This is a genomic window from Parashewanella tropica (assembly GCF_004358445.1).
GTDB lineage: Bacteria > Pseudomonadota > Gammaproteobacteria > Enterobacterales > Shewanellaceae > Parashewanella > Parashewanella tropica.
The window spans coordinates 684,330-707,905 of sequence record NZ_CP037951.1 but is presented as its reverse complement, the minus strand read 5'-3'; the positions used below and the strand labels follow the sequence as shown (position 1 = coordinate 707,905).

Below are 23,576 nucleotides of genomic sequence, written 5' to 3'. Positions count from 1 at the left end.
TTCAACCCATAAAGGTTATTTCGATTTATATTGCTCGTAATCCCAAGCTCAAATTAAGACCATGGCTATAGCAACCCCACAACATAGTGAAGATGTTATGGTCGAATATGATCCCATTACTCATCAACTTATCGTGGATCAATCCGACCTTCTCCTGTTAATCGCTAATGCGCAAAGTCAGGGAAGTGTTGTTTGGTCTGTTAAACTTAGTCCAGCTATGCAGCCAGAGTTTAGAAGCTTCTTCCTATCAATCCAGTCTATTAAAGTTGGAGCAAAACAGTATTCATTTTGTCAAGTTGATACTGACAGAGGTAACACATTAACTGAACATATTGCATTGGAATACAAAGTGCTTTCTAAAGCTCCTCCTGAAATACGAGAACAATATGAACAAGAAGTGTTTTTTTGCGAAGCTATGACAGTGGCTACAACTCAAGCATGGTTAGAAAACCCCGGCTCTAGAAGCATTCAAAATAAGCCTTGCGCAGAGCTCTTAGCATGGTATTCCTCTTTAACTAAAGAAGTCACTAAACCCAAACGTTTAATGAAAGACAAAAAAGAAAATGTTGCCCTGAATAAATCCGAAAAACGAGATGCATTACAAGCACTTTACACAAGCCGTGAATCTACTTTTTCAACCGTTGCGCCTCCTGTAGTAACAACCCCGTCCCCCCAGCAACAAGCTACGGATAAACCTGTTTTAACCTCCACTTCTAGGAAAACTAACACGCAAGCAGCCCCTGCCCTCCAATCAACTCAGCCAAGCGCAAAACCAATAACAACGACAGATTTGACTGCATTTAGTCAAAGTAAAAACCAATTCGAAGATAGCTTCATTCGATTCCCCAAAGGTAGTCGACCATGTAGTGCGTTCATATCAAATCGCCCCTTAATAAAAATCACGAGCCTTCCCCATAATAGCGAACAATTTCCACTCAATGATGAAACGGCCATTTTAAGGGTGATCATAGCCATTAAAACTCAGTCTCGGGATTGGTTCGATGAAACAATAAAAGATAAAGATGATGTAATACAGGCCGCCACGGGGGCAAACTCTTTACTTGACTGCCCCTTAAACGAAATCATTTATTCTGTTCTATCTGAAGTAACTGAGGAAGAGACTTTATCTTCGCAATTAACACCGGAATTAAAAACCGCTTTTGTCAGCCACAAAAGAGAGCAAGTTGCTACGGATTTGATGGCTTGTCTTCTACAGGAGCCTAGAGGGTCAATATTATCTCCCCTATCATTAGCTCAAGCCTCGTATCTACCAATAGAACAACTTAATCAAAAAAATTACGATTGGCTTGAATTCATCTGTACTAAAGTTTTTGATCGAATCATTGAAATTTATGGAATTAATGTCAATGAAACAGCCGGAAAAATTTCAACTGCCAGAGTGGCTCCGACTCCCTACTGTCTAGTCTGCCATAATTTAAAACAACTTACTTTTTGTGTATCTGAACAATGGGGTGATAAGACACAACCGACAGCAACACAATCGCAGACAACTTATGCTAAAAGTACGCGTTCACAAACATGTGAAGAGCATAGCTATCGATATCGCACCTTACCTGTAGGTTTTGTTACAGGCACCTATATACCTTCTCTCCCTCCCCCTCCGCCATACTATCCAACGCATCAACGCCCTGATGCCTACACATGTCAACCAGCATTCACTAAAGAAGATGAAGTGCCACCAGCAGATGAGAGTTTTATGACAACTGCTTATGAACAAAAAAAAGACACAACACACGCCTAAATGAAGTATGGCATTTGTGTAGAGCAGAATCTCTAACCTTGCAATAGTCCTTTAACCACTGCGATAATCGGTTTTAAGTTATTTTATTTTGGAGCCCCTTATGTCTGTCGCTGCCAATGTCATTGCCGAGCGCTTAAAGGCCGTACGATCGGATTTAAAACAACACAGTATTGATGCCTTTATTATTCCTCGCGCTGATGAATACCTTGGAGAATATGTCCCCGCTCATAACGAGCGTTTATTATGGGCAACAGGCTTTACGGGCTCTGCTGGCGCTGCCATCGTTTTACAAGATAAAGCCGCAATCTTTATTGATGGACGTTACACGGTACAAGTTCGCCAGCAAGTCAGTCCTGCATTATTTGCCTATGAAAGTCTTACCGATAGACCACAAGTTGACTGGTTGAAAGAGAACTTAACTGAAGGCAGTAAAGTGGGGATTGATGCGCGCTTGCATACTTACAGCTGGTATCAACAAGCTGAGCAAGAATTGGCTAAAGCCAATATTGAGTTGGTTAACTTAGATACTAATCCGGTTGATGCCAATTGGCAAACCCGACCAATGCCGCCACAAGACAGCATGTTATTGTTCAGTGAACAGCAAGCAGGTCAAAGCAGCAGCGACAAACGCAACGCCATTGCTGATATGATATCTAAAGCCAATGCCGATGTGGCTTTGATCACCGCATTAGACTCAATCGCGTGGCTGCTTAATATTCGTGGTAATGATGTGCCATGTTTGCCAGTGGTGTTATCGACACTGCTTATCGACAGCAAAGGACAAGTGAAACTGTTCGTCGATTTAACCAAACTGCCTGATAACATTGAGCAGCACGTTGGCAAGGGCGTGACTTTCTATGCCGAAAAAGAGCTTAAGCATCACATCCAACAGCTATCAGGTAAACGCCTGTTAGCCGACCCAGCTACTGCAAATGCATGGTCACAGATAGTGGCAAAAGACTCGAACGTAAGTTTAGTCGCTGGCGATGATCCCATTGCTTTGATAAAAGCACAAAAAAACCCAGTTGAATTGCAAGGCATGCGTGATTGCCATGTGAGAGATGGTGTTGCGGTAACGCGCTTTTTGGCATGGTTAGACAATGAAGTTAAAGACAATAACTTCTACGATGAAGGCGCACTTGCCGACAAACTAGAGAGCTTTAGAAAGCAAGATCCCCTCTATCAGCAGCCTAGCTTTGATACCATTTCCGCCGTGGGTGGTAATGCCGCTATGTGCCACTACAACCATTTGAATGGTACACCAGCCATCATGCCAATGGACTCTATCTACCTTGTGGACTCTGGCGCTCAGTATCTTGATGGCACCACAGACATCACCCGTACCGTAGCCATTGGGCATGTGACCGCTGAGCACAAACAAATGTTTACTTTAGTGCTTAAAGGCCATATTGCACTTGATAGTGCCCGCTTCCCGAAAGGCACGTGCGGTCAACAACTTGATACCTTTGCCCGTCAGTATCTATGGCAATACGGTTTCGATTTTGATCACGGAACCGGACATGGCGTCGGTCATTTCCTGAACGTGCATGAAGGACCACAACGCATTGCAAGCAAAGGGAATCAAGTACCATTACTGGAAGGTATGGTAGTTTCAAATGAACCGGGCTATTATCGCGCGGATGATTTTGGTATTCGTATTGAAAACTTGATTGCGGTACAAAAGTGCTCTGAGCTTAACAATGCAGAACGCGACATGTACTCGTTTGAAGCACTGACGCTAGCACCTATCGATTATCGTTTGGTCGATAAAACCTTGCTGACTGAATCAGAGATCCGTTGGCTCAATCAGTATCACATTAAGGTTCACAAAAGCTTATCAGCACATCTAAAAGGTCGCGACTTAGAGTGGCTAACCCGCGCTACTGAAGCAATCTAAATAGAATAGTGTTATACTCCGCCGCCGATTTAGCTGACCGTTAAATCGGCGTTGTTGTTTTTAGGCGAATTAAGGAAATATTATGAATTTCGAATCTTTTAGCTTTCCCGAAGCACTGTTGCGAGGTGTAACCGAATATGGCTATAAAAACTTAACGCCGATACAACAAAAAGCGATTCCAGTGATCCGTCGTGGTCATGACGTGATCGCTAACGCTCAAACTGGCACAGGTAAAACCGCTGCATTTGCCCTACCAATCTTACAAAAGCTGATCGAAAACCCTAAAGCTGTCGCCAAAGCCAACTGTCAAGCGGTGATTTTAACCCCGACTCGCGAGCTTGCTGCCCAGATTGCTGATAACATAAATGCTTACACCCACTATTTGGATCTGAGTATTGTTACCGTATACGGTGGCACAAAAATGCAGCCACAAGCGCTTAAGCTGAGAGAAGGTGCCGATATCATCATTGCTACGCCTGGGCGCTTATTAGAGCACCTTATCGGTGGCAACATCAGCTTAGCGAATATCGATTATTTAGTGTTAGATGAAGCCGACCGTATGTTGGATATGGGCTTTAGCACTGATATTCATAAGATCTTACAAGCCACCAGCAAGCAAAAACAAAGCATGCTGTTTTCTGCCACTTTTAATGGTTCAGTTAAGCGTCTTGCTAATGAGCTGATGAAGAATCCAAAGATCGTCAGTGTCGATAAGCAAAACACTACCGCCGAAACCGTTTCGCAAGTGGTTTACCCTGTAGAGCAACGCCGTAAGCGCGAATTGCTTTCAGAGTTGATCGGCAAAAAGAATTGGCAACGAGTATTGGTATTCAGTGCCACTCGTGAAGATACGGATCGCTTAACCAAAGAATTAAACCTAGACGGCATTCCAACCAAAGCCATCCACAGTGAGAAAAACCAAGGTAATCGCCGTCGTGCACTGCGTGAGTTCACCGAAGGTAAGCTCCAAGTGTTGGTTTCTACTGAAGTGGCTGCACGTGGCTTAGATATTCCAAACCTTGAATACGTGGTTAACTACGATTTACCGTTTCTAGCCGAAGACTATGTGCACCGTATTGGTCGTACTGGCCGTGCAGGTAAAACCGGTGTCGCCATTTCTTTTGTGAGCCGTGAAGAAGAGCGCACACTTAAAGACATTGAAAAACTGATCGGCTTTAAGCTCAAGCGCATTATGGTGCCGGGCTATGAAGTGAGCAGCCGTGACTTATTGCTTAAGCAACTACAAAAACGTCGCAGCTTCAGTAAAAATCGTGAACGTAGCGATAACGTTCGCGAGCAAATCGTGGCAGAAAAAAGCATGTCGGGTCGTCGCGTAAAAGTAAATGCGACAAAAAAAACAAAAAAGTGAAATAAATACTCTAGCCATCAGGTCTTGTTTATTTAGAGGTCGTTCCCAATTAGATTTTTGATTTGCTGCAGTTAATTTTTTAGGTTAAACAAGGCGGAAAATGTGAGGTGTAGTGTATCTACACAAACATTTGACAACGCCATTTAAACAAAAAAGAAACGCAGCCCTACGGGTTACGCCTAAAATTGGCAAACTCTGTGTTACTCAGTTTTCGTTTAGTTCACTAAACTTCAATCTTCGTGCCTTGATTTTGCCAATTTTAGGCCGTAACAAATCAAAAACTCTTTAATTGAGAACGACCTCTAGGGCGTGCCCTAGACAATTACAATGAATTAAGGCCTGATATGTTTACTCGACTTCTCACTACTTTAGCGCTGCTGTTCACTATCAGCGCTACCGCAAAACCCATCGCCACCAAAGACGAATTGGTTTCACCATTACTCAATGGGCAAAACATTCCAAATATCAGTATTTCTGACATCAATGGAAAATCGACCAACCTAGCTAAATTAGCTAACCAAAAACCGACGATTTTCTTCTTTTATCGCGGTGGCTGGTGTCCTTACTGCAATGCGCAAATGGGACAAATTCAGTCAATACAGCCAAAACTGCTAAAAATGGGATTCCAAATTATTGGTATTTCACCTGATACGCCTGAAAAGCTGAAAGAATCGATGACCAAAAACGATTTAGGCTACCAGTTGCTATCTGATCCAGAAATGAAAGCGGCTAAGGCCTTTGGTGTTGCATTCTTTACCAGCGAGCGCACTACCAAACGTTATGCGTCTTTTGGTGTCACCAACCCAAGCTTTACAACGCCTGAAGGTGAAAAGCGTCTAGTGCTTCCTGTACCTGCGTTATTTATGACTGACAATAAAGGCTTAGTACACTTCCAATACGTGAATCCAAATTTCAAAGTTCGTGCAGAACCAGAGTTAGTATTAACTGCCGCTAAGTTGATTAAAAAGAAAGTTAAGTAGTTCTTACTTCTTAGCTCTAAATAACTAAGGAGCAATAGTGTGAACGCCAACTGAAGCGCACGTCCATGTGCTGACGACCGTGACATCCTGTCACGGACGGTTGTCTTATCACACTATTGCTCCTTCCTGTATGTCTCAAATAACCTACAACTAAATTTGTACTCATAAATCATAGCTGTAACAATACGCAGGACTTTTTATTCACCTGTATACCTCACTATGATTGTGCGCTCCGCCACTTTGCAAGATCTTAAGCAAATAGCTCAACTCGAAATTGATAACCTACACGATGAACACCAGCTTGATGTTAGCTCAAAACTGGGACAATCATTCTCCCTTGAGCAATTAGCCACGATCCTCAGTCAAGGCTTCATCTATATCGCAGAAGTGAACACTAACATCATTGGATACGTACTGGTCGCGCCATGGTCGTTTTTCAACAAATGGCCAATTTATAAGAAAATGTATCAGCAGCTGCCGATGCACGGTATTAGTCAACAGCAAAGCTGCCAATATGGTCCTATCTGGGTTAACAAAGCCTACCGGGGGAAAAACGTTTTTCAGCCCTTATTTGAAGCGATAAAACAGCAAACACTATCAAAGTATCAACACATGGTGACCTTTATTGCCGAAGACAATGAACGTTCCTTTCGAGCCCATACGAGAAATGACAATATGAAGGTATTGGATTTTTTTGAAATGGATGAACGAGGGTATTATTTACTGGCGACGTCTTAAAAAAACAGAAGAAGCCCAGAACGGGCTTCAAAGTCTGCTGTAGATATTACCAATTGCGCATTTCATTTGCTTCTTTGGATAGCTCAACAACTTCTGAACGCGTCATCGAATCTTGTAAAGCTCGTTTATCTGAATTAAGTAAAATAAACAGATTGCCAATACCCAGTAATGACCAAACCACTCGCGCATAAGCGGTGATCAAACTGATGCGTTGACCGTTTGGATGCTGAACTTTAAGACGCCAAGCACGCATACCTAAAGTTTGCCCGCCTTTACTCCAAAATATCGCATAAAAGCTAGCAACTGTGATGGCTAACCACAGTTGATACGTACCTTTATAAGCGGGGACATTATGTAATGAATCTGAAGCAATTTCATAGCCGTGAGAATTCAACACTCCGGTAGAAAATAAAACCGCAAAGACGCCAAAGCCTATGGCACCAGCAAACATATAAATCGCTACCGCCAATAACAAGTCATAAATTATTGCACCTAGACGTCGTAAGAAACTGGCTCTGGGAAAATTAGCGTGTTCGGCATTAATTACCGGCATTTAAGACTCCTCGTCATCCTGAACAAAATGAATATTGGCAAATCCCATACGCGAAAACTCGCTGCGCCTGAAATCTCGTTCCGCTTTCGCCCCTTTTTTTGAGGTCATGGCGATTTGTTGCTCCATTTGCAAAAAACGGGTTAAATCAATTCCTTCTTCAGCCGCGACAGCTTCATAAGGATCATGGTGCTGACTAAAACTGAATGGAATAACTTTGGTTTCACCCTTAAAGGTGTACTGCACTTGGCGCGGCATGATGTTTTCCTAGAGCCGTATTAATGTTGGGTATTATCTGAAAAATCAACTCAAAATGCGAGTGTATATACTCGTGATAGTTGAAGATGCAACTTTCAGGTATCACGAGTATAAATTTACTTCTTCACCAAATCTAACAAGCTTTGCCTCTTTAACGCCCTCATTAACTCGACTACGGTTTGACCTTTTATATTCTTAGCCTCGCATAATTTATGCTTTAAATCAGTATCTCGGCATTTACCAGAATGCTTGCCTAAACCATCAAAGCCCATAATGTTAGCGGCCTCCGTAATTTTACACTCCCTGACTGCTGTATGTAACACTGTATCTCCTAGACCATTTTTCATATCTATTGGAAAATTGGGCAATTTAAGTATGGCGCAAAGTGCTTCCATTTTTTGAGTGTGTAGAGCATGATGTAAAATAGAATCGCCATCGGGAGTCAGTAGATGCCAATTCACCTTAAATGGCGGTGCCGTTTTTACAGCCACCACTCTTTCCCCCCTACCAACTTTTTCTTCTTTGTTGTCACATGCAGATGAACCAACCGAAACAATTTCTTCAAAAGCACTACCAGAACGTTCGAATCTTTGCTGACCCCCTACTTGACTATATGTTTGCCATTGAAACCTAACTGTTTCGGTTGAAGCTAGCCAAGGCTGTTGTATTCTTTGTTCAACTTCAGTTATGGCCTTAAAAAATCGACCAACATTCGCACCTTTTTTTACAAGTGAATGCAAAAACGGAACACCATAACAATCTAAGCTATATAGTTCTTCTGGAGCTCTTGCGACCATTTCTTTAAACACATTCAGATCATCCATAGAGCTAGATCGCCCTACTAGTGACGAGCCAAATGGATTCTTTTTTGTAATATATTCTTTAGGCAAATGTTCGATCAGAGTTTTAGTAAACTCAAGCGCTGAAGCACTTGAGTCATAATGCGTTACTAGGGTGAAAAGTATATGGTTATCAAAATCTTCTTGTCTCTTCGGTTCAGCGAACATCTGAAATGCTTTATAACCGCTTCGAGTAAAACAATAACTAGCCAAAATCCAGCAGCGATGACAAATGGCTATTTCTATGGTCTTCTCTAAATCTAGAGCTATTTGCTCGCCAACTAGATCAATAGCCGTTTCTTGAGCTTTTATTGCAATTACTATTTGAAAAATACCGTCATTAGGTTTTGATTGTAGAATTGAAGCTGTTTTTTCTGGTGAATCCTTTGAAAGACGAGTTTCAGCTTCAAGATGCTCAGTAAAATCTAAAAAAGCCCGGTGAAACTTCGGAATGTCTGATTCAGACAGTTCACTAGCCTGAAGTTCAACAATAGTGCTTATCAATTGGACGAGTAATTCTCGCTTCGCGTGTAACCCTTGTAAATCGTTTGTTTTAGAAAGTGAGGTGTTAACTTCTGAAAGATGACAATAAGTCTGCTCTTCTTCTCCTGGGTACTTATCTACAAAAGCGCTAACCTGCTCTGTAAATTTTACCCATAATACAGCTGTCATTGGATCATCTTTAAAGCAATTGTTGAACGCTTGTTCTGTATTGTTAATACTGTCCTTTACCTTTCCACCAGAAACAAAACAAGTATTATCGAATCCATTGACCATAACCCAAGAAGATGCCGATGCCACTATACCTTCCTCAACCAACTCAAATAGCTGTTCAGTATAACCACCTCCCATTTTAATCTTATCGAAATGAAAAAAGATTAACCGAAGGTTCACACTTCTTGTAACTTAGCGAGGGGCGTAAAGTAGTCAAAAAACAGAGTTGTTATAACACTATTAATGGCATATTTCGGTCAAAACAAGGTATTAGCCAAGGCTGTTTACGACTTGGCGAATAGGCTCCATTAAGTCACTGGCGAGCATGCCTCGCTCTCCTTTTTCAGCGGCTTTATCTGCTGCACAGCCATGAACAATAACGCCAGTATAAGCGGCTTGCATCGGTGATAACCCCTGCGCCATCATGGCACCAATAATCCCTGATAGAACATCACCACAACCACCACTGGATAAGCCCGGATTACCCACGGTTGCGACTATGGTTTGCTTACCATCGCAAATTAAGGTTCCGGCTCCTTTTAGAACAGCCACTCCGCCATACTTTTGTTGTAGTTGTTTTACAGCAGTAAAACGGTCACGTTCAATTTCTTCGACGCTACAATCCAGTAATCTTGCCGCCTCACCCGAGTGTGGAGTCAGTACCCAATCGTCCTGCTTTACAGGGTCTTTACTCAAGATATTCAGGGCATCGGCATCAATCACACTTGGTTTTCCACTTAAGCTGGTCGCTTTAAATAAATTCTGTCCCCAATCTTGCCTTCCAAGTCCCGGTCCCAACACTAAAACATCAGCCCACCCTAAACGGTGATAAACATCCATATCGATAAATTCTGCTGAACAAAACATTAACTCAGGGCAGCCTGTCAAAACGATATGCTGATGCTCAGGTCTACTCACTACAGCAACCAAGCCACTTCCAGCTCTAAAGCAGGCTTCTGCGCTGAGTCGAACCGCACCGGGCATACCAAGATCACCGCCTACTACATTCACCCGCCCAAAGTCACCTTTATGTGCATGACGAGCACGCTTACCTAAAATCCCCTGAATATCATGACAATCAAACCTGAATGTGTCGGTTTCTGGCAAAAATTCAGCTAATCCGATGTCAGCAAAAAAGATTTGTCCACAAAAATGGCGCGCTTGATAAGTAAATAGCCCTCTTTTTAAGGCTCCAAATACAATGGTAGCATCCGCAGCCACGGCAAAAACACCGACACCAGAATTGGCATTAATGCCTGAAGGCACATCCAGTGACAAACGAAAAGCTGAACTTCGATTAATGCCTTTGATTAGGCTCTGAAACTCTTCTGATAACGGGCGGGATAACCCAGTTCCAAACAAAGCATCAATAATCACATCAACTTTGTCGAAAATATCAAGATCAATAGACTGTACTTGTACATTTACAGCTTGCAAAGCTTGTAAGGCTTGCCCATATTCACTGGAATTCACAGGGCGCAACAGTCCCATCACATCGACTTGATAACCATGCTCGACTAACAAACGAGCCAATACCAATCCATCTGCACCGTTATTACCACTACCCACTAAAATCAAGACGCGCTTTGCCGATGCTTGGTGTTGCTGTAGCCATTGAAATGCTGCTGCTCCCGCTTTTTCAACTAATTGATATAAGCCACCATTTATCGTTTGGCTCGCATCGATTTCTGCTTGACGAACTTGCTCAACATTGTATAGCTCATTAGGCAATCTCTTGTTCGTCATGGTGTTCTTCTCCATAATAATGTGAGTAGTAATGTAGGTAGATAGGTCACCATTTTGTGACCAGAGGGCAAGCCTTGCCAGACGGTTTAGCTCACAGGTTAGCAAACGCTTTTACCGCAGAGCATGACCTAAATCAGAAAAAGCGCAAAAATGCGATAATCACCACCCTAATGGATAAAAAAATATGCAATGGTTTATTCCGTATTCAGCTTCAACAATAAAACCATGGTTAGCAGTACGAGAAGGAGAGACTCGTATTGGGAACCAAATCCATTTTGTTAGCCAAGCCAGCCAGCTAATCGAACTAAAACAACAAGGCATCCAATTTGTCCTTATTGGTGTTAACGAAGATATTGGCCCACAAGGTAATTTAGGTCGTGGTGGCAGTGGTGACGGTTTTAAAGCGGCCATTAGCCAATGGATCAATTTGCAAAGTAATGATTATCTTAATGGCTCTGAATGTGCCATTTGGGGTGAAATTGATTGTAGTGATCTTGTTGTTGAAAACGCTTCAACTGAACAGCTCCGAGCCAATGCAGAAGTTATCGATCAACGAGTCATCGAGATAGCTAAAGCTATTTTTGAAACAGGGCTTGAGCCAATAGTTATCGGTGGCGGTCACAACAACGCTTATGGACTATTAACCGCAGCAAAACAGAGTTTTGACTCTCCAATGGCGGCGGTCAACCTCGATCCTCATTCTGATTTTCGTCTAAAAGAAGGTCGCCACAGTGGTAATGGCTTTAGTTATGCGGCATCGGAAGGAACACTGGCTTGTTATCATGTGCTGGGTTTACACGAACTTAAAAACAGTGCCGCTAACCTTAAGCAACTCAAAGACTTTGGTGGCAGCTGGCACAGCTTGCAACAAATTTGGGTAAGACGAGAAATCTCCCTCGCTGATGCCTTAGCTCAAATTGCCGACAAACTTGTTCAATGTAAACTGCCCGTAGGATTAGAACTTGATGTCGACGCCATTGCGACATTTCCTTCTAGTGCCGTCACTTATGCAGGTATTCCACTGATGGATGCCGCCCATTATATCCATTACATGGCTAAGCATAGCGATTGTCGCTATGTGCATTTTGCGGAGCCTGCTGCCAAAACTCATCCTATTTCAAGCGATGAAGGAATGAAACAAGTGGGGCAAAGCTTAGCTGAATTGATCTATGCCTATATCCAAGGTCGATTGCACAAAGATTAATCTCCCAATAAAGAGTAACTCTTTTACAAAGATACACTTTTGAACTTTGGTGGGTATAATGCTCGTTAGAAAGATGTGAAACAATACAGGATACCAAGACCATGTCTGATGGTGGCTCAAAACAAACCCATTTTGGTTACAAGACCGTTGATGCCGACAAAAAAGCCGATTTAGTGGCTGATGTTTTTCATTCGGTTGCCGCTAAATACGACATCATGAATGATGTCATGTCATTGGGTATCCACCGCTTTTGGAAGCGCTTTACCATTGAAACAGCTGCTGCACGTCCGGGGATGAAAATCCTAGATTTAGCAGGAGGTACCGGCGATCTTACTGCTAAGTTTTCACAAATTGTCGGGCCTACAGGCTCGGTAACCTTGGCTGATATTAATGACTCTATGCTCAAAGTTGGTCGCGATAAACTACGCGATAGAGGCATTGTCGGCAATGTCAGTTACGTTCAGGCCAATGCCGAAGCCCTACCATTCCCTGATAATCATTTCGACATCATCACCATTGCTTTTGGTCTTCGAAATGTGACCGATAAAGACGCAGCGCTCCGCTCAATGCAGCGCGTGTTAAAACCCGGCGGCAAGTTATTGGTGCTGGAGTTCTCGAAACCACAGCATGACATCATGAAAAAAGTGTATGACTTATACAGTTTCAAAGTCATTCCTCAAATGGGCAAACTGATCACCAATGATGCTGACAGCTACGAATACCTCGCTGAATCGATTCGTATGCATCCCGATCAAGACACGCTAAAACAGATGATGATTGATGCCGGACTTGAGCAAGTTGACTATACCAATATGACTGACGGTATCGTCGCTCTACACCGCGGATACAAGTTCTAATGTCTTCGCATCAACTGGCCTTAGTGTGTGTGAGTGTCGTTGAAACGGCACTTACTCAACTCGCTAAATTAAACCCTCACCTTAATGCCGAGCAAAGTAAGCTTAAAGGCAAAGTCATTAAGATCCAGCTGAAGCAATTACCGTTTCCACTGTATTTTATCGGCGGTGAGCAAATCTTAGTGATGAGCCAATATCCTGATGAGGCTGATGTTAGTGTCCATGCGGATGCCACTACCTTATATCGCTTAACGGAAGGCGCTAACCTTACCGAGCTTATCAAAGCCGATAAACTTCAACTCGATGGCGATTTAACATTGCTGCAGAACTTTAATCACTATCTGCAACAGTTATCGTTTGATTGGGCAGAAGTAATGGCGAAGGTGATTGGCGATGCGCCCGCTCACTGGCTACAAACAGGCTTGAAACAATTAAAAGCCGATGTTACCAAGGTGATGTCTCGCACTAAAGATCACCTTGCCGAATTAGCCCTTGAAGAATATAAGCTGGCGCCCCACAAGATTGAATTTATTCATTTCCAAGATAGGCTAGAAACACTTGAAACCGAAGCTGAGCAATTAGCTCAGCGGATTGCAACCTTAAGGAAGCAAGTTAACTAATGAGCATCACAGGGATCCGACGTGGATATCACATCATCAAGGTACTACTGCAATTCGGTCTTGATGAACTCTTACCCAAAAAGCTTAAGCCTTGGTACTTTCGTCTGCTTCGCAGTAGCTTTTTCTGGATCCGAAACAAACACAAATCCTTAGCCGGTGGTGAACGTTTCAGGCTTGCGATGCTGGAACTGGGTCCGGTCTACATTAAACTCGGACAAATGTTGTCTACTCGCCGTGATTTACTCAGTGACGAATGGGCGCAAGAGCTGGCGAAATTACAAGACAGAGTGCCACCGTTTGCATCAGAGCTTGCAAGAAAAGCCATTGAAGCTGAACTTGGGACAAGCATTGATACTCACTTTGATGATTTTGACGATACGCCACTCGCCTCAGCTTCGATTGCGCAAGTACATTGCGCCACATTGAAGTCCAATGGCGCTCCCGTGGTATTGAAAGTACTGCGTCCGAATATTGAGCAACAAATCCATGCTGATATTACCTTGATGGAGCAAGTCAGCCAGACACTTGAAAAACTGCTTGGTAACAGCCGCCGCTTTCGCCCTGCCGATGTCATCGCGGATTATAAAAATACCATTCTTGGCGAGCTGGATTTAAAGTTAGAAGCTCATAACGCCACAAAACTTAGAAACAACTTTCTAAATTCTGATTCACTTTATATTCCATTCGTTTATGAAGAATTATGCCATCGTCGCTTAATGGTAATGGAACGTATCGACGGTATTCCCGTTGCTAATATTGAAGAGCTCACCGCCCAAGGTACTAATTTTAAACTGCTGGCAGAGCGCGGCGTTGAAATCTTTTTTACTCAAGTGTTTCGAGATAATTTTTTCCATGCCGACATGCATCCGGGCAATATTTTTATCTCCAAAGAGCATCCTGACAATCCTTATTATATCGGCTTAGATTGCGGGATCATGGGCGTGTTAAGTGAATCTGATAAACGCTATTTAGCTGAAAACTTTTTGGCGTTTTTCAATCGAGATTATCAACGCATCGCCCATCTTTATATTGAGTCAGGTTGGATTTCTGGAGACACAGATGTGGTTGCTTTTGAACAAGCGGTTAAAGCCATGTGTGAGCCCATGTTCAATAAACCGCTTCACGAAATTTCATTTGGGCATGTACTGCTTGAGCTATTTAGAACAGCAAGACGTTTCGAATTAATTGTACAGCCACAATTAATTCTTCTTCAGAAAACATTGCTTTATATTGAGGGATTAGGAAGACAGTTGTATCCTCAACTCGATTTGTGGCAAACGGCTAAGCCCTTTTTAGAAAACTGGATGTCAGAGCAAGTGGGGCCTAAGGCCTTTTATCAAAAGGCAAAATCGAACTTGCCATTTTGGTCAGAAAAGTTACCCGAATTGCCAGAGTTGGTGTACGACAACTTAAAACTCGGCAGAAAGATGTTAGGTTCACAGCAAGATATGCTAAATAAATACCTTAAACATCAACAACAGTTACATAAAAGTCACTATTTATTGATAAGTTCGGCCGTTTTATTGATTTGTGGCACCTTTTTGTTTACACAAAGTGCGTATCCTATGTTGGCACAAGGTTGTATAGGTTTAGGTGTCGGAGTCTGGTTAATTGGTTGGTTCACACGACCTAAATCGTAGATTTTAATTGAGAAAATTAGGAGTATTTCATGGCTGGTATTAGCATTTGGCAACTACTTATTATTGCCGTCATCGTGGTTTTACTGTTTGGAACGAAAAAACTGCGTAACATTGGTAGCGACTTAGGCGGTGCTGTAAAAGGCTTTAAAAACGCCATGTCAGAAGAAGACAAAAAGTCTTTGACCGATGAAACCGCAGCAAACAAAACGGCTGACGTTGACACCAAAACCACCACTGAAACAAAAGACAAAGAACAGGCGTAACCAGCTATGTTTGATGGCATCGGCTTTATGGAGCTGTTGCTGATAGGTATTATTGGTCTCGTTGTACTTGGACCTGAGCGCCTGCCAGTCGCAGTTCGTACAGTAGCAAGCTGGATCAAAGCAATTAAGCGCATGGTTAACTCAGTGAAAGATGAACTGGAACAAGAGTTAAACATTGAGCAACTGCATAAAGATCTGAAAGAAGCAGAAAGCAAAGGGCTAGCGAATTTGTCTCCTGAATTACAAGAGTCAATTGACAAGCTCAAGCAAGCGGCTGAATCCGTCAACCGACCTTATAAGGTCGATGACGATGCTCCTTCTTCTGAAAAAGTTGAAAAGCCAGCGATTTCAGAGGAAGAACCTAAAGAGGCTCCTGCTGTTAAAGCAGAAACAGCGTCTAAGCCGTCGACAGATCACAACGGATAAACTATGGCAGAGCAACAACCTTTGATCAGCCACTTGCTGGAACTTCGTAATAAGGTTCTAAAAGCAGTTGGTAGTATACTCTTTGTATTTATGTGCTTAGTGTATTGGGCAAGAGACATTTATCACTTTGTGTCCGTTCCTTTAATGAGCACGCTTCCAGCCGGTGGTAGCATGATTGCCACCGAAGTCGCTGCGCCTTTTTTTGCTCCCTTTAAGCTGACCTTGATCTTATCCTTCTTTATTGCCATTCCTTATGTGCTTTATCAGATATGGTCATTCGTTGCCCCAGGGTTGTATAAACACGAAAAGCGCCTGATCGCACCTTTACTATTCAGCAGTACCTTGCTGTTTTATTTAGGGATTGCTTTTGCCTACTTTGTCGTCTTTCCCGTGGTCTTTGGCTTCTTTACTAGTGTTGCACCAGAAGGCGTACAAATTGCTACCGACATAAATAGCTACTTAACCTTTGTGTTAAAGTTATTTTTTGCGTTTGGGTTAGCGTTTGAAATCCCAATTGCTGTGGTGCTGTTATGTTGGGCGGGTGTCACTTCTGTCGAAGATTTAAGTGCCAAGCGACCTTATATTGTCGTTGCAGCATTTGTCATTGGTATGCTGTTAACGCCACCAGACATCATCTCGCAAACCATGTTGGCCGTTCCTATGCTGTTGCTGTTTGAAGGTGGTTTAATTGCGGCACGTTTTTATCGTCCGAAATCCACTGGGGACAAAGCTGAAGCGAAAGACGATTCAGAAAATAGCATCATTCCAAAAGATTAACGCATTTTTCGTGCATGTTCCCCCATTCTCGTTGTAGTATCTGTCTTCAACGAGAATAGTTCTAGTTCTAGTTCTAGTACTAATACTTATAACGAAAAGGATACAGACTATGCGATACGGATGGTTAGCTCTCGCAGCAATCGTATTTTCAGCTCCGAGTTTTGCGAGCATTGAAGCCAAACTTTCACAATGTCAAAACATCAACGACAAATTAGATAGATTAATTTGCTACGATAACTTAGCCAAATCTGTCAATTCGTCGTCTAGTCACTCTAGCGATTCATCCCCAGTAGTTAGATCAAATATAGTGCAGCCTACAGTGTCAGTCGTTGCACCAGAAGATGATTTTGGTCGCGTAAAACCTAAACCTGATGCCATTGAACGTTTAACCTTAACGGTCGCAAGAGTTACTAAAAACCCTTATGGTGCAATGAAAATTAGCTTTACCAATAATCAAACTTGGAAACAAATCGATTCACGCCGTTTTCGAATCAAAAAAGGCGATACGGTTTACATCAAAAAAGGCGCTCTAGGCTCATTTTTATTAGGAATGGAAGGTCGCAACAGTACCATTCGAGTAAAAAGGGAAAAGTAAGTTTTGCCTGAAAAGTATATTGATATCGGAGTTAATCTCGTCGGCAGTAAACTTGAACACCGACTCGATACTGTTTTACAAGAAGCCAATCAACATCACGTAGAGGCAATGGTGATCATAGGAAGTGATCTCGATGAATCTGCTGATGTTATCAACACTTGTAGCCATTATCCGAATCAATTATTTGCCACTGCTGGCGTGCATCCACACCATGCCAGCAGCTGGAATAGTCATAGCCGGAACCGCCTGATAGAACTTGCAAAGCACCCTCAGGTTGTAGCCATAGGTGAATGTGGACTCGACTTCAATCGCAATTACTCTCCTAAGCAAGATCAGCTCTATGCGTTCGAGCAACAATTACACATTGCCGCTGAGCTCAATAAACCTATCTATATGCATTGTCGTGACGCACATGATGAGTTTATTGAATTGCTTAGCAAGTACCGTTCAGCTATTCCGAAAGCGGTTTTACATTGCTTTACTGGCGACACCAAGCAATTACAAGATTGCCTAGCAATGGATTTATATATTGGAGTCACGGGCTGGATTTGTGATGAACGCCGAGGGCAAGAACTTGCTGAAGCAGTAAAACATATACCAGATAACAGAATTTTACTCGAAACTGACAGCCCTTACCTAATACCAAGGAATCTAAAACCCAAACCTAAATCGGGTACTAATTACCCGAAATATTTACCAAATATCGCAGCGACAATTGCAGACCTTAGAGGTCAGCCATTAAAGGATTTGGCTGAGCAATGCTATAAAAACACGCTGAATTTTTTCGACATGGATGTAACCTAATGAAGCGACTTTGCTTATTAACCTGCTGTTTCTTTTTGTGGTTTACCACCCAAGCTATCGCTGCTTCAGGTATCCCTGCTGCTACAGTGACCAGTTTACCTAAAGTGGATCTCACTCCTTATATTTATGTACTGCATGATCATGAAAGTGCTACGGCTCACTCAATAATCAAAGTGCCTGATAATCAGTGGGTCAAGTTTAAAGATGCCAATAAACGTACAGTTAGCGAACACAATTTTTGGTTCCAAGTAAAACTTGAAACCAAACTAGACACAGTACAACGTGCCATTGAAATCAATAATCCATTATTGGATAAAATCACAATCTACCACCTTATTGACGGTGTATTAATTGATTCCAAATCGTTAGGCGATACCCTGCCATTTTCAAGCAGAGATATCCAACACAACGACTTCATTTACCAAATTGATCTGAAAAAAGGACAACAACACAGTCTGCTATTCCATGTTGAAACCATAGGAAGTGCCGCTGTTCCTATGACTCTTTGGAGTAATAAAGCACTATTTCAGTCAGATCAAAACAAGCTAATGATGACGGGTGTTTTGATCGGTATGTTATTTGGCGTTGGCATTTTCAGTCTGTTCTTTGCACTTGCCACAGGCTCGTTCAGTTATGGTTACTTCTCGGGCTATGTATTTGCCATGACCTTATTAGTTGCCAGCCTTTCTGGTTATGGTTATCAATTCCTTTGGCCAAACTCCCCATACTTGCAAGGTTTAATCATGCCACTGATCATTCCGATCAGTATGACTTTTGCCTTAATGCTGACGGAGAAAATCTTAGATTTAAAACGTAACAGCGCATATTTAGTAAAATTTTGCCGTTTAGGGGCGATATTTACCTTAGTATTGAGCTTATTAGCCTTTGTTGTTCGTTATGATTGGTTGTTGCTAGTGCAAATCAATATGGCGATGCTACTGGTCTGTATGCTGATCATGATCACCTTTCTTCTGGTCATCAAAGGGCATAAACTGGCGCGTTTGTATGCCTTGGGCTGGGGAGCAATTCTGTTCGGTGCAGGAACCAGTGCTCTGAGCTATTTAGGCGTAATTTCGTTTAACACTGAACCTCAATTCCCAATCATGATAGGGCTTGGCGTCGAAGTGATCATGATCAGCTCAATTCTAGCCATACGCTATAACAATGAACGTAAAGCCAAGTCACGCATTCAGCAAAAAGCCTTAATGCAAGCTGAGCGAATAAGACAAGTGAAAGAAGAAGCCCTTAAAGCCGAAACCCAGAGCAACGAACTGTTAGGCTCTATGGTGCAAGAGCGCACTTTAGAGCTTGAAATCGCCTATCGTGAACTGAATGAGGCACATCATAGACTCAAAGAACAATCTACGATTGATACCCTGACTGGAGTAAAAAATCGCAGCACCTTTGATAAACGTCTCACCGCTGAAGCCAAACTCAGTCGCCGCCAACAAACACCACTGGCGGTGATGATGTTGGATATCGATAAATTCAAATTGATAAATGACACCTATGGACACTTAGCCGGTGATGAAGCACTCAAATTTATTGCAAATGCCATTGCTTCGCAACTTAAACGCCCAACCGATTTAGTCTCTCGATATGGCGGAGAAGAATTCGCCATTATCCTTCCTGCAACCGATCGTGTAGGTGCACTTAAAGTGGCTGAAAATATTAGGCAGTTCATTAATCAAAACACCATAAAATGGAAAGATCAAAGCATCTCTTTAACCGTCAGTATTGGGGTTGCTGCGGATGTGATCTTTAATGAAGAACAAGCCGTTAAGCTACTCGAACAAGCTGACAAAGCGTTATACTACGCCAAAGACACAGGCCGAGATCAAGTTCAGCCTTATTCACTTCATCTCGAAGTACAAGAAAGTTAGAGGTATCCCGTGAGTTTAGTAACTGGAGCATTTCCACAGCGCAGAATGCGCCGTATGCGTAAACATGATTTTAGCCGTCGCCTTATGGCAGAAAATCAACTAACCGTAAATGATTTGATTTACCCTATGTTTGTTTTGGAAGGTGAAAACCGTACTGAAGATGTCGCTTCAATGCCGGGGATCAAACGCTACTCACTCGATCTCCTTATTAAAGAAGCTGGAGAGTTGGTTGAGTTAGGTATTCCACTTATTGCCCTATTCCCTGTTACTCCTGCTGATAAAAAGTCATTGATGGCTGAAGAAGCTTACAACCCCGAAGGGTTAGTGCAGCGTAGCGTTCGCGCATTAAAAGCGGCCTATCCTGAGCTTGGGATCATGACTGACGTAGCCTTAGATCCATTCACCACTCATGGTCAAGATGGGATCATCGATGATGAAGGTTACATCATTAACGATGTCACCACTGAAGTGTTGATCAAACAAGCCCTATCTCACGCTGAAGCCGGTGCTGATATGGTAGGCCCATCTGACATGATGGACGGTCGCATTGGTGCGATTCGTAACGCTCTAGAGCAGGCTGGTCATGTAAACACCCAAATCATGGCTTACTCTGCGAAGTACTCTTCAAACTATTATGGTCCATTTCGTGATGCGGTCGGCTCGGCAGGCAACCTTAAAGGTGGCAATAAGCATTCTTACCAAATGGATCCAGCCAATATTGATGAAGCCTTGCATGAAGTGGCATTGGATATTCAAGAAGGTGCAGATATGGTGATGGTTAAGCCGGGTATGCCATATTTAGACGTAGTACGTCGAGTGAAGTCCGAACTGGCAGTACCAACCTTTGCTTACCAAGTCAGTGGCGAATACGCCATGCACATGGCCGCCATTCAAAACGGTTGGTTGGCAGAAAAACCAATCGTGATGGAATCACTGCTTTGCTTTAAGCGCGCGGGTGCCGATGGCATTTTAACTTACTTTGCCAAGCGCGTAGCACAGTGGCTGAAAGAAGACGCTAAATAAAGTCCTACTTAAATGAGGATAGGTGGTCATCCAAGCCACCTATCAAATTTAAGCACTCATCAAAAAAACTGATATACACCATTCCTTAAAATTTACCTTTGAGCTAACATCCCTTAAGCATTAACAAGGGAAGTTTATGAAAGAGTTAGTTTCAGCGGTATCACAAACTGCCGCCAATCGTTTAAAGTCACCCATTATTGGTTCATTTGTATTATCTTGGTTAGCCATTAATCATAAAGCTGTTCTGACATTCTTTTTTAGTTCTACAGAGAAAAAACTAGAACAACTTCAACATAGTACTGAATTCTTCATAGCTGAACCATCATGGTATTTATCTCCTCCTCTGATGGTTATCGTGTATCCATTTACGCTAGCAATAGCCTACACATTTTTGTTGCCATTAATTCAGCATATTGTTGATTCTTTAAAGTTTGATCTTATTGATTTAAGAAGACTCGAAAAGAAGCATGAGAATGATCTTAAGAAATTCAAGAGCCTACAAACTGTAAGTAAAGCTCAGGCTGAATCGAGTATTGATTACTGGAAAGAAAAGCTAAATCGCGATTTAGATAATTGGGATAAAAAGCGGGAAGAGTTTGAAAGTGACTTAGCTTACCTTAGAAGCGAAAAACATAATTTACAAACTTCTTTATCATCAGTAAGCGAAATTCGTGAAAGTCATGAAAAAAAAATTAAAAGCTTAGAACTTGAATTAAAAGAAACTAAGTCAAGACTCTCAAAAGAAAAGGAAAGGTATATTAGCGACATTGAGGAATACAGTTCCAATATGGCCTCTCTTGTATCATCTAATAAAAAATTAGAAGATGAGTTTAAAGCTCAAACGCTGATTACAGATAATTATGAAAAATTACTGCAATCACTTGATAAAGCAGAAATACAAATTGAAGAAGAAAAAAAGGTAACACAGTCTAAGCAAGAAAAAATAGAGAAAGTTATACTTGATAGCTCTAGGTTAATTACAATTTTAGAGGAAGCAAATTTCCTTAACAATTTAGGCTCTAATTACACCCATATATATAAAAGCGTTATATTTCCTCAACTTGAGAGAACAATTCTCCCAATTAAACAAAGACTAAAAGAAGAAGAAAATACTCTCAAAGCGGCAAGACTGAAAGAATCAATAGCTATAAAAGAATCAGAAAAAAATAAAGAAATTACAAAATTAAAAAATAACCTTCAACAACTAGATTCTCAATCGGTTTCGCTTTGGGATTAAAACCTACTTTTAGATTACAGATATAGCAATACATGTGGATGAGAGTGATAGTGTAATAAGACAACCGTCCGTGACAGGATGTCACGGTCGTCAGCACATGGATGTGCGTTTCTGTTGTCGCTTACACTATTACTCTTTAACTATGACTTAATTAGTTAAAAATTAGGTAAATAAATTTTGAACTAACGTTTACAAACCAGCATCAGCCTTTAACGCTTCAGCTTTATCCGTTGCTTCCCATGGGAAGATGTCACGACCAAAGTGACCGTAAGCGGCGGTTTGTTGGTAGATTGGACGTTCTAGGTTCAACATTTGTGTTAAACCATAAGGACGAAGGTCAAAGTGACGACGTACTAGGTCGATAAGTAACTCTTCTGAAACCTTAGCAGTTCCAAAAGTTTCAACGCTAATAGACGTTGGCTCTGCGACACCAATCGCATAAGATACTTGGATCTCGCAACGATCTGCAAGACCAGCTGCAACGATGTTTTTCGCCACATAACGCGCTGCATAAGCTGCACTACGGTCTACCTTCGATGGGTCTTTACCAGAGAATGCACCACCACCGTGACGCGCCATACCACCATAAGTATCAACAATGATTTTACGACCCGTTAAACCACAGTCACCCATTGGACCACCAATCACAAAACGACCGGTTGGGTTAATGAAATACTTAGTATCTTGATTTAACCATTTTGCAGGAAGAACTGGCTTAACGATGGTTTCCATCACAGCTTCGACCAAGTCATCTTGTGCAATATCTTCACTGTGCTGAGTGGAAAGCACAACCGCATCAATACCAACGATTTTGCCTTGGTCATAAGCGAAGGTCACTTGGCTTTTCGCATCTGGACGTAACCAAGGCAAAGTGCCGTCTTTACGTACTTCTGACTGACGCTTAACCAAAGCATGTGAATAGGTAATTGGCGCTGGCATCAGCACGTCAGTTTCATTACTAGCGTAACCAAACATTAGACCTTGATCACCGGCACCTTGCTCAGCAGGATCGGCACGATCAACACCTTGGTTAATATCAGGCGATTGCTTACCAATGGTATTTAGAATGGCGCAAGAATCTGCATCAAATCCCATATCAGAATGGGTATAACCGATTTCGCGTACGGTTTTACGGGTTAACTCTTCAATATCAACCCAAGCAGAGGTAGTGATTTCACCGCCAACCATAACCATACCTGTCTTAACGTAAGTTTCACAGGCAACGCGTGCTTTGGGATCTTGCTCTAAAATCGCATCAAGTACGGCATCAGAAATTTGATCCGCAATTTTATCTGGATGACCTTCTGAAACCGATTCAGAAGTAAATAAATGTTTTGCCATTATTTTTGTGCTCTCAGTCACTAAAAGAAGCTTCCACAACAATTAATTAACAACTG

Annotated in this window: 23 protein-coding genes; 18 read left to right on the top strand and 5 right to left on the bottom strand. The window is 42.1% G+C overall.

Going from position 1 to position 23,576, the window contains the following annotated elements; translation table 11 throughout:
• The first annotated feature begins 61 nt into the window (after positions 1-61).
• From E2H97_RS02945 to E2H97_RS02925, 5 genes are all read left to right on the top strand, one after another.
• On the top strand, positions 62-1,762 hold the full coding sequence (locus E2H97_RS02945; protein ID WP_133405748.1) for a hypothetical protein: 1,701 nt from the start codon (positions 62-64) through the stop codon (positions 1,760-1,762).
• A gap of 100 nt (positions 1,763-1,862) precedes the next feature.
• Entirely contained in the window at positions 1,863-3,659 is a 1,797-nt protein-coding gene (locus E2H97_RS02940; RefSeq protein WP_133405747.1) for an aminopeptidase P family protein, read from the top strand.
• Positions 3,660-3,741: 82 nt separating this feature from the next.
• Entirely contained in the window at positions 3,742-5,028 is a 1,287-nt protein-coding gene (locus E2H97_RS02935) for a DEAD/DEAH box helicase (RefSeq protein ID WP_133405746.1), read from the top strand.
• Positions 5,029-5,372: 344 nt separating this feature from the next.
• Positions 5,373-6,008, top strand: coding sequence for a peroxiredoxin-like family protein (locus E2H97_RS02930; RefSeq protein ID WP_133405745.1), 636 nt, complete (start codon positions 5,373-5,375; stop codon positions 6,006-6,008).
• 219 nt (positions 6,009-6,227) lie between these two features.
• Positions 6,228-6,746: a GNAT family N-acetyltransferase gene (locus E2H97_RS02925; protein ID WP_133405744.1), complete on the top strand. Its 519-nt coding sequence runs from the start codon at positions 6,228-6,230 to the stop codon at positions 6,744-6,746.
• Positions 6,747-6,792: 46 nt separating this feature from the next.
• On the opposite strand, the gene E2H97_RS02920 is transcribed toward E2H97_RS02925, so the two are convergent.
• From E2H97_RS02920 to E2H97_RS02905, 4 genes are all read right to left on the bottom strand, one after another.
• On the bottom strand, positions 6,793-7,299 hold the full coding sequence (locus E2H97_RS02920) for an RDD family protein (protein ID WP_133405743.1): 507 nt from the start codon (positions 7,297-7,299) through the stop codon (positions 6,793-6,795).
• A complete protein-coding gene (locus tag E2H97_RS02915) occupies positions 7,300-7,554 on the bottom strand; it encodes a DUF2960 domain-containing protein (RefSeq protein WP_133405742.1) in 255 nt (84 codons plus the stop codon).
• 116 nt (positions 7,555-7,670) lie between these two features.
• The gene (locus E2H97_RS02910) at positions 7,671-9,194 is read right to left on the bottom strand and encodes a hypothetical protein (protein ID WP_170308234.1); all 1,524 of its coding nucleotides are present in this window, start codon (positions 9,192-9,194) and stop codon (positions 7,671-7,673) included.
• 183 nt (positions 9,195-9,377) lie between these two features.
• Positions 9,378-10,853 carry an NAD(P)H-hydrate dehydratase gene (locus E2H97_RS02905; RefSeq protein ID WP_133405740.1) on the bottom strand — a complete coding sequence of 492 codons (1,476 nt, stop codon included), beginning with the start codon at positions 10,851-10,853 and terminating at the stop codon, positions 9,378-9,380.
• A 56-nt stretch (positions 10,854-10,909) separates the two neighbouring features.
• Here E2H97_RS02905 and E2H97_RS18770 point away from each other — a divergent pair, with 56 nt between their 5' ends.
• The 13 genes from E2H97_RS18770 to E2H97_RS02845 all read left to right on the top strand — a co-directional run bounded on the left by E2H97_RS18770 (position 10,910) and on the right by E2H97_RS02845 (position 22,179).
• A complete protein-coding gene (locus E2H97_RS18770) occupies positions 10,910-11,074 on the top strand; it encodes a hypothetical protein (RefSeq protein ID WP_170308233.1) in 165 nt (54 codons plus the stop codon).
• Positions 11,038-12,057, top strand: coding sequence for a formimidoylglutamase (locus E2H97_RS02900; protein ID WP_133405739.1), 1,020 nt, complete (start codon positions 11,038-11,040; stop codon positions 12,055-12,057). The genes E2H97_RS18770 and E2H97_RS02900 overlap by 37 nt, the downstream gene beginning before the upstream one ends.
• Before the next feature lie 101 nt (positions 12,058-12,158).
• Entirely contained in the window at positions 12,159-12,914 is a 756-nt protein-coding gene (gene ubiE / locus E2H97_RS02895; protein ID WP_133405738.1) for a bifunctional demethylmenaquinone methyltransferase/2-methoxy-6-polyprenyl-1,4-benzoquinol methylase UbiE, read from the top strand.
• On the top strand, positions 12,914-13,531 hold the full coding sequence (locus E2H97_RS02890) for a ubiquinone biosynthesis accessory factor UbiJ (protein WP_133405737.1): 618 nt from the start codon (positions 12,914-12,916) through the stop codon (positions 13,529-13,531). Before ubiE ends, E2H97_RS02890 begins: the two co-directional genes overlap by 1 nt.
• On the top strand, positions 13,531-15,171 hold the full coding sequence (gene ubiB, locus E2H97_RS02885; protein ID WP_133405736.1) for a ubiquinone biosynthesis regulatory protein kinase UbiB: 1,641 nt from the start codon (positions 13,531-13,533) through the stop codon (positions 15,169-15,171). Before E2H97_RS02890 ends, ubiB begins: the two co-directional genes overlap by 1 nt.
• 29 nt (positions 15,172-15,200) lie before the next feature.
• A complete protein-coding gene (tatA, locus tag E2H97_RS02880) occupies positions 15,201-15,434 on the top strand; it encodes a Sec-independent protein translocase subunit TatA (RefSeq protein WP_133405735.1) in 234 nt (77 codons plus the stop codon).
• Positions 15,435-15,440: 6 nt separating this feature from the next.
• The gene (gene tatB / locus E2H97_RS02875; RefSeq protein ID WP_133405734.1) at positions 15,441-15,860 is read left to right on the top strand and encodes a Sec-independent protein translocase protein TatB; all 420 of its coding nucleotides are present in this window, start codon (positions 15,441-15,443) and stop codon (positions 15,858-15,860) included.
• A gap of 3 nt (positions 15,861-15,863) precedes the next feature.
• Positions 15,864-16,637 carry a twin-arginine translocase subunit TatC gene (gene tatC / locus E2H97_RS02870; RefSeq protein ID WP_133405733.1) on the top strand — a complete coding sequence of 258 codons (774 nt, stop codon included), beginning with the start codon at positions 15,864-15,866 and terminating at the stop codon, positions 16,635-16,637.
• Positions 16,638-16,746: 109 nt separating this feature from the next.
• A complete protein-coding gene (locus tag E2H97_RS02865) occupies positions 16,747-17,232 on the top strand; it encodes a hypothetical protein (protein WP_133405732.1) in 486 nt (161 codons plus the stop codon).
• A gap of 3 nt (positions 17,233-17,235) precedes the next feature.
• Positions 17,236-18,036 carry a TatD family hydrolase gene (locus tag E2H97_RS02860; RefSeq protein ID WP_133405731.1) on the top strand — a complete coding sequence of 267 codons (801 nt, stop codon included), beginning with the start codon at positions 17,236-17,238 and terminating at the stop codon, positions 18,034-18,036.
• Positions 18,036-19,919: a diguanylate cyclase gene (locus tag E2H97_RS02855; protein WP_133405730.1), complete on the top strand. Its 1,884-nt coding sequence runs from the start codon at positions 18,036-18,038 to the stop codon at positions 19,917-19,919. The genes E2H97_RS02860 and E2H97_RS02855 overlap by 1 nt, the downstream gene beginning before the upstream one ends.
• Positions 19,920-19,928: 9 nt before the next feature.
• The gene (gene hemB / locus E2H97_RS02850; protein ID WP_133405729.1) at positions 19,929-20,942 is read left to right on the top strand and encodes a porphobilinogen synthase; all 1,014 of its coding nucleotides are present in this window, start codon (positions 19,929-19,931) and stop codon (positions 20,940-20,942) included.
• Between the two features lie 136 nt (positions 20,943-21,078).
• Entirely contained in the window at positions 21,079-22,179 is a 1,101-nt protein-coding gene (locus E2H97_RS02845; protein WP_133405728.1) for a hypothetical protein, read from the top strand.
• 189 nt (positions 22,180-22,368) lie between these two features.
• Here the strand turns inward: E2H97_RS02845 and metK are convergent, their stop codons facing one another.
• The gene (metK, locus tag E2H97_RS02840) at positions 22,369-23,520 is read right to left on the bottom strand and encodes a methionine adenosyltransferase (RefSeq protein ID WP_133405727.1); all 1,152 of its coding nucleotides are present in this window, start codon (positions 23,518-23,520) and stop codon (positions 22,369-22,371) included.
• Positions 23,521-23,576: the final 56 nt, after the last annotated feature.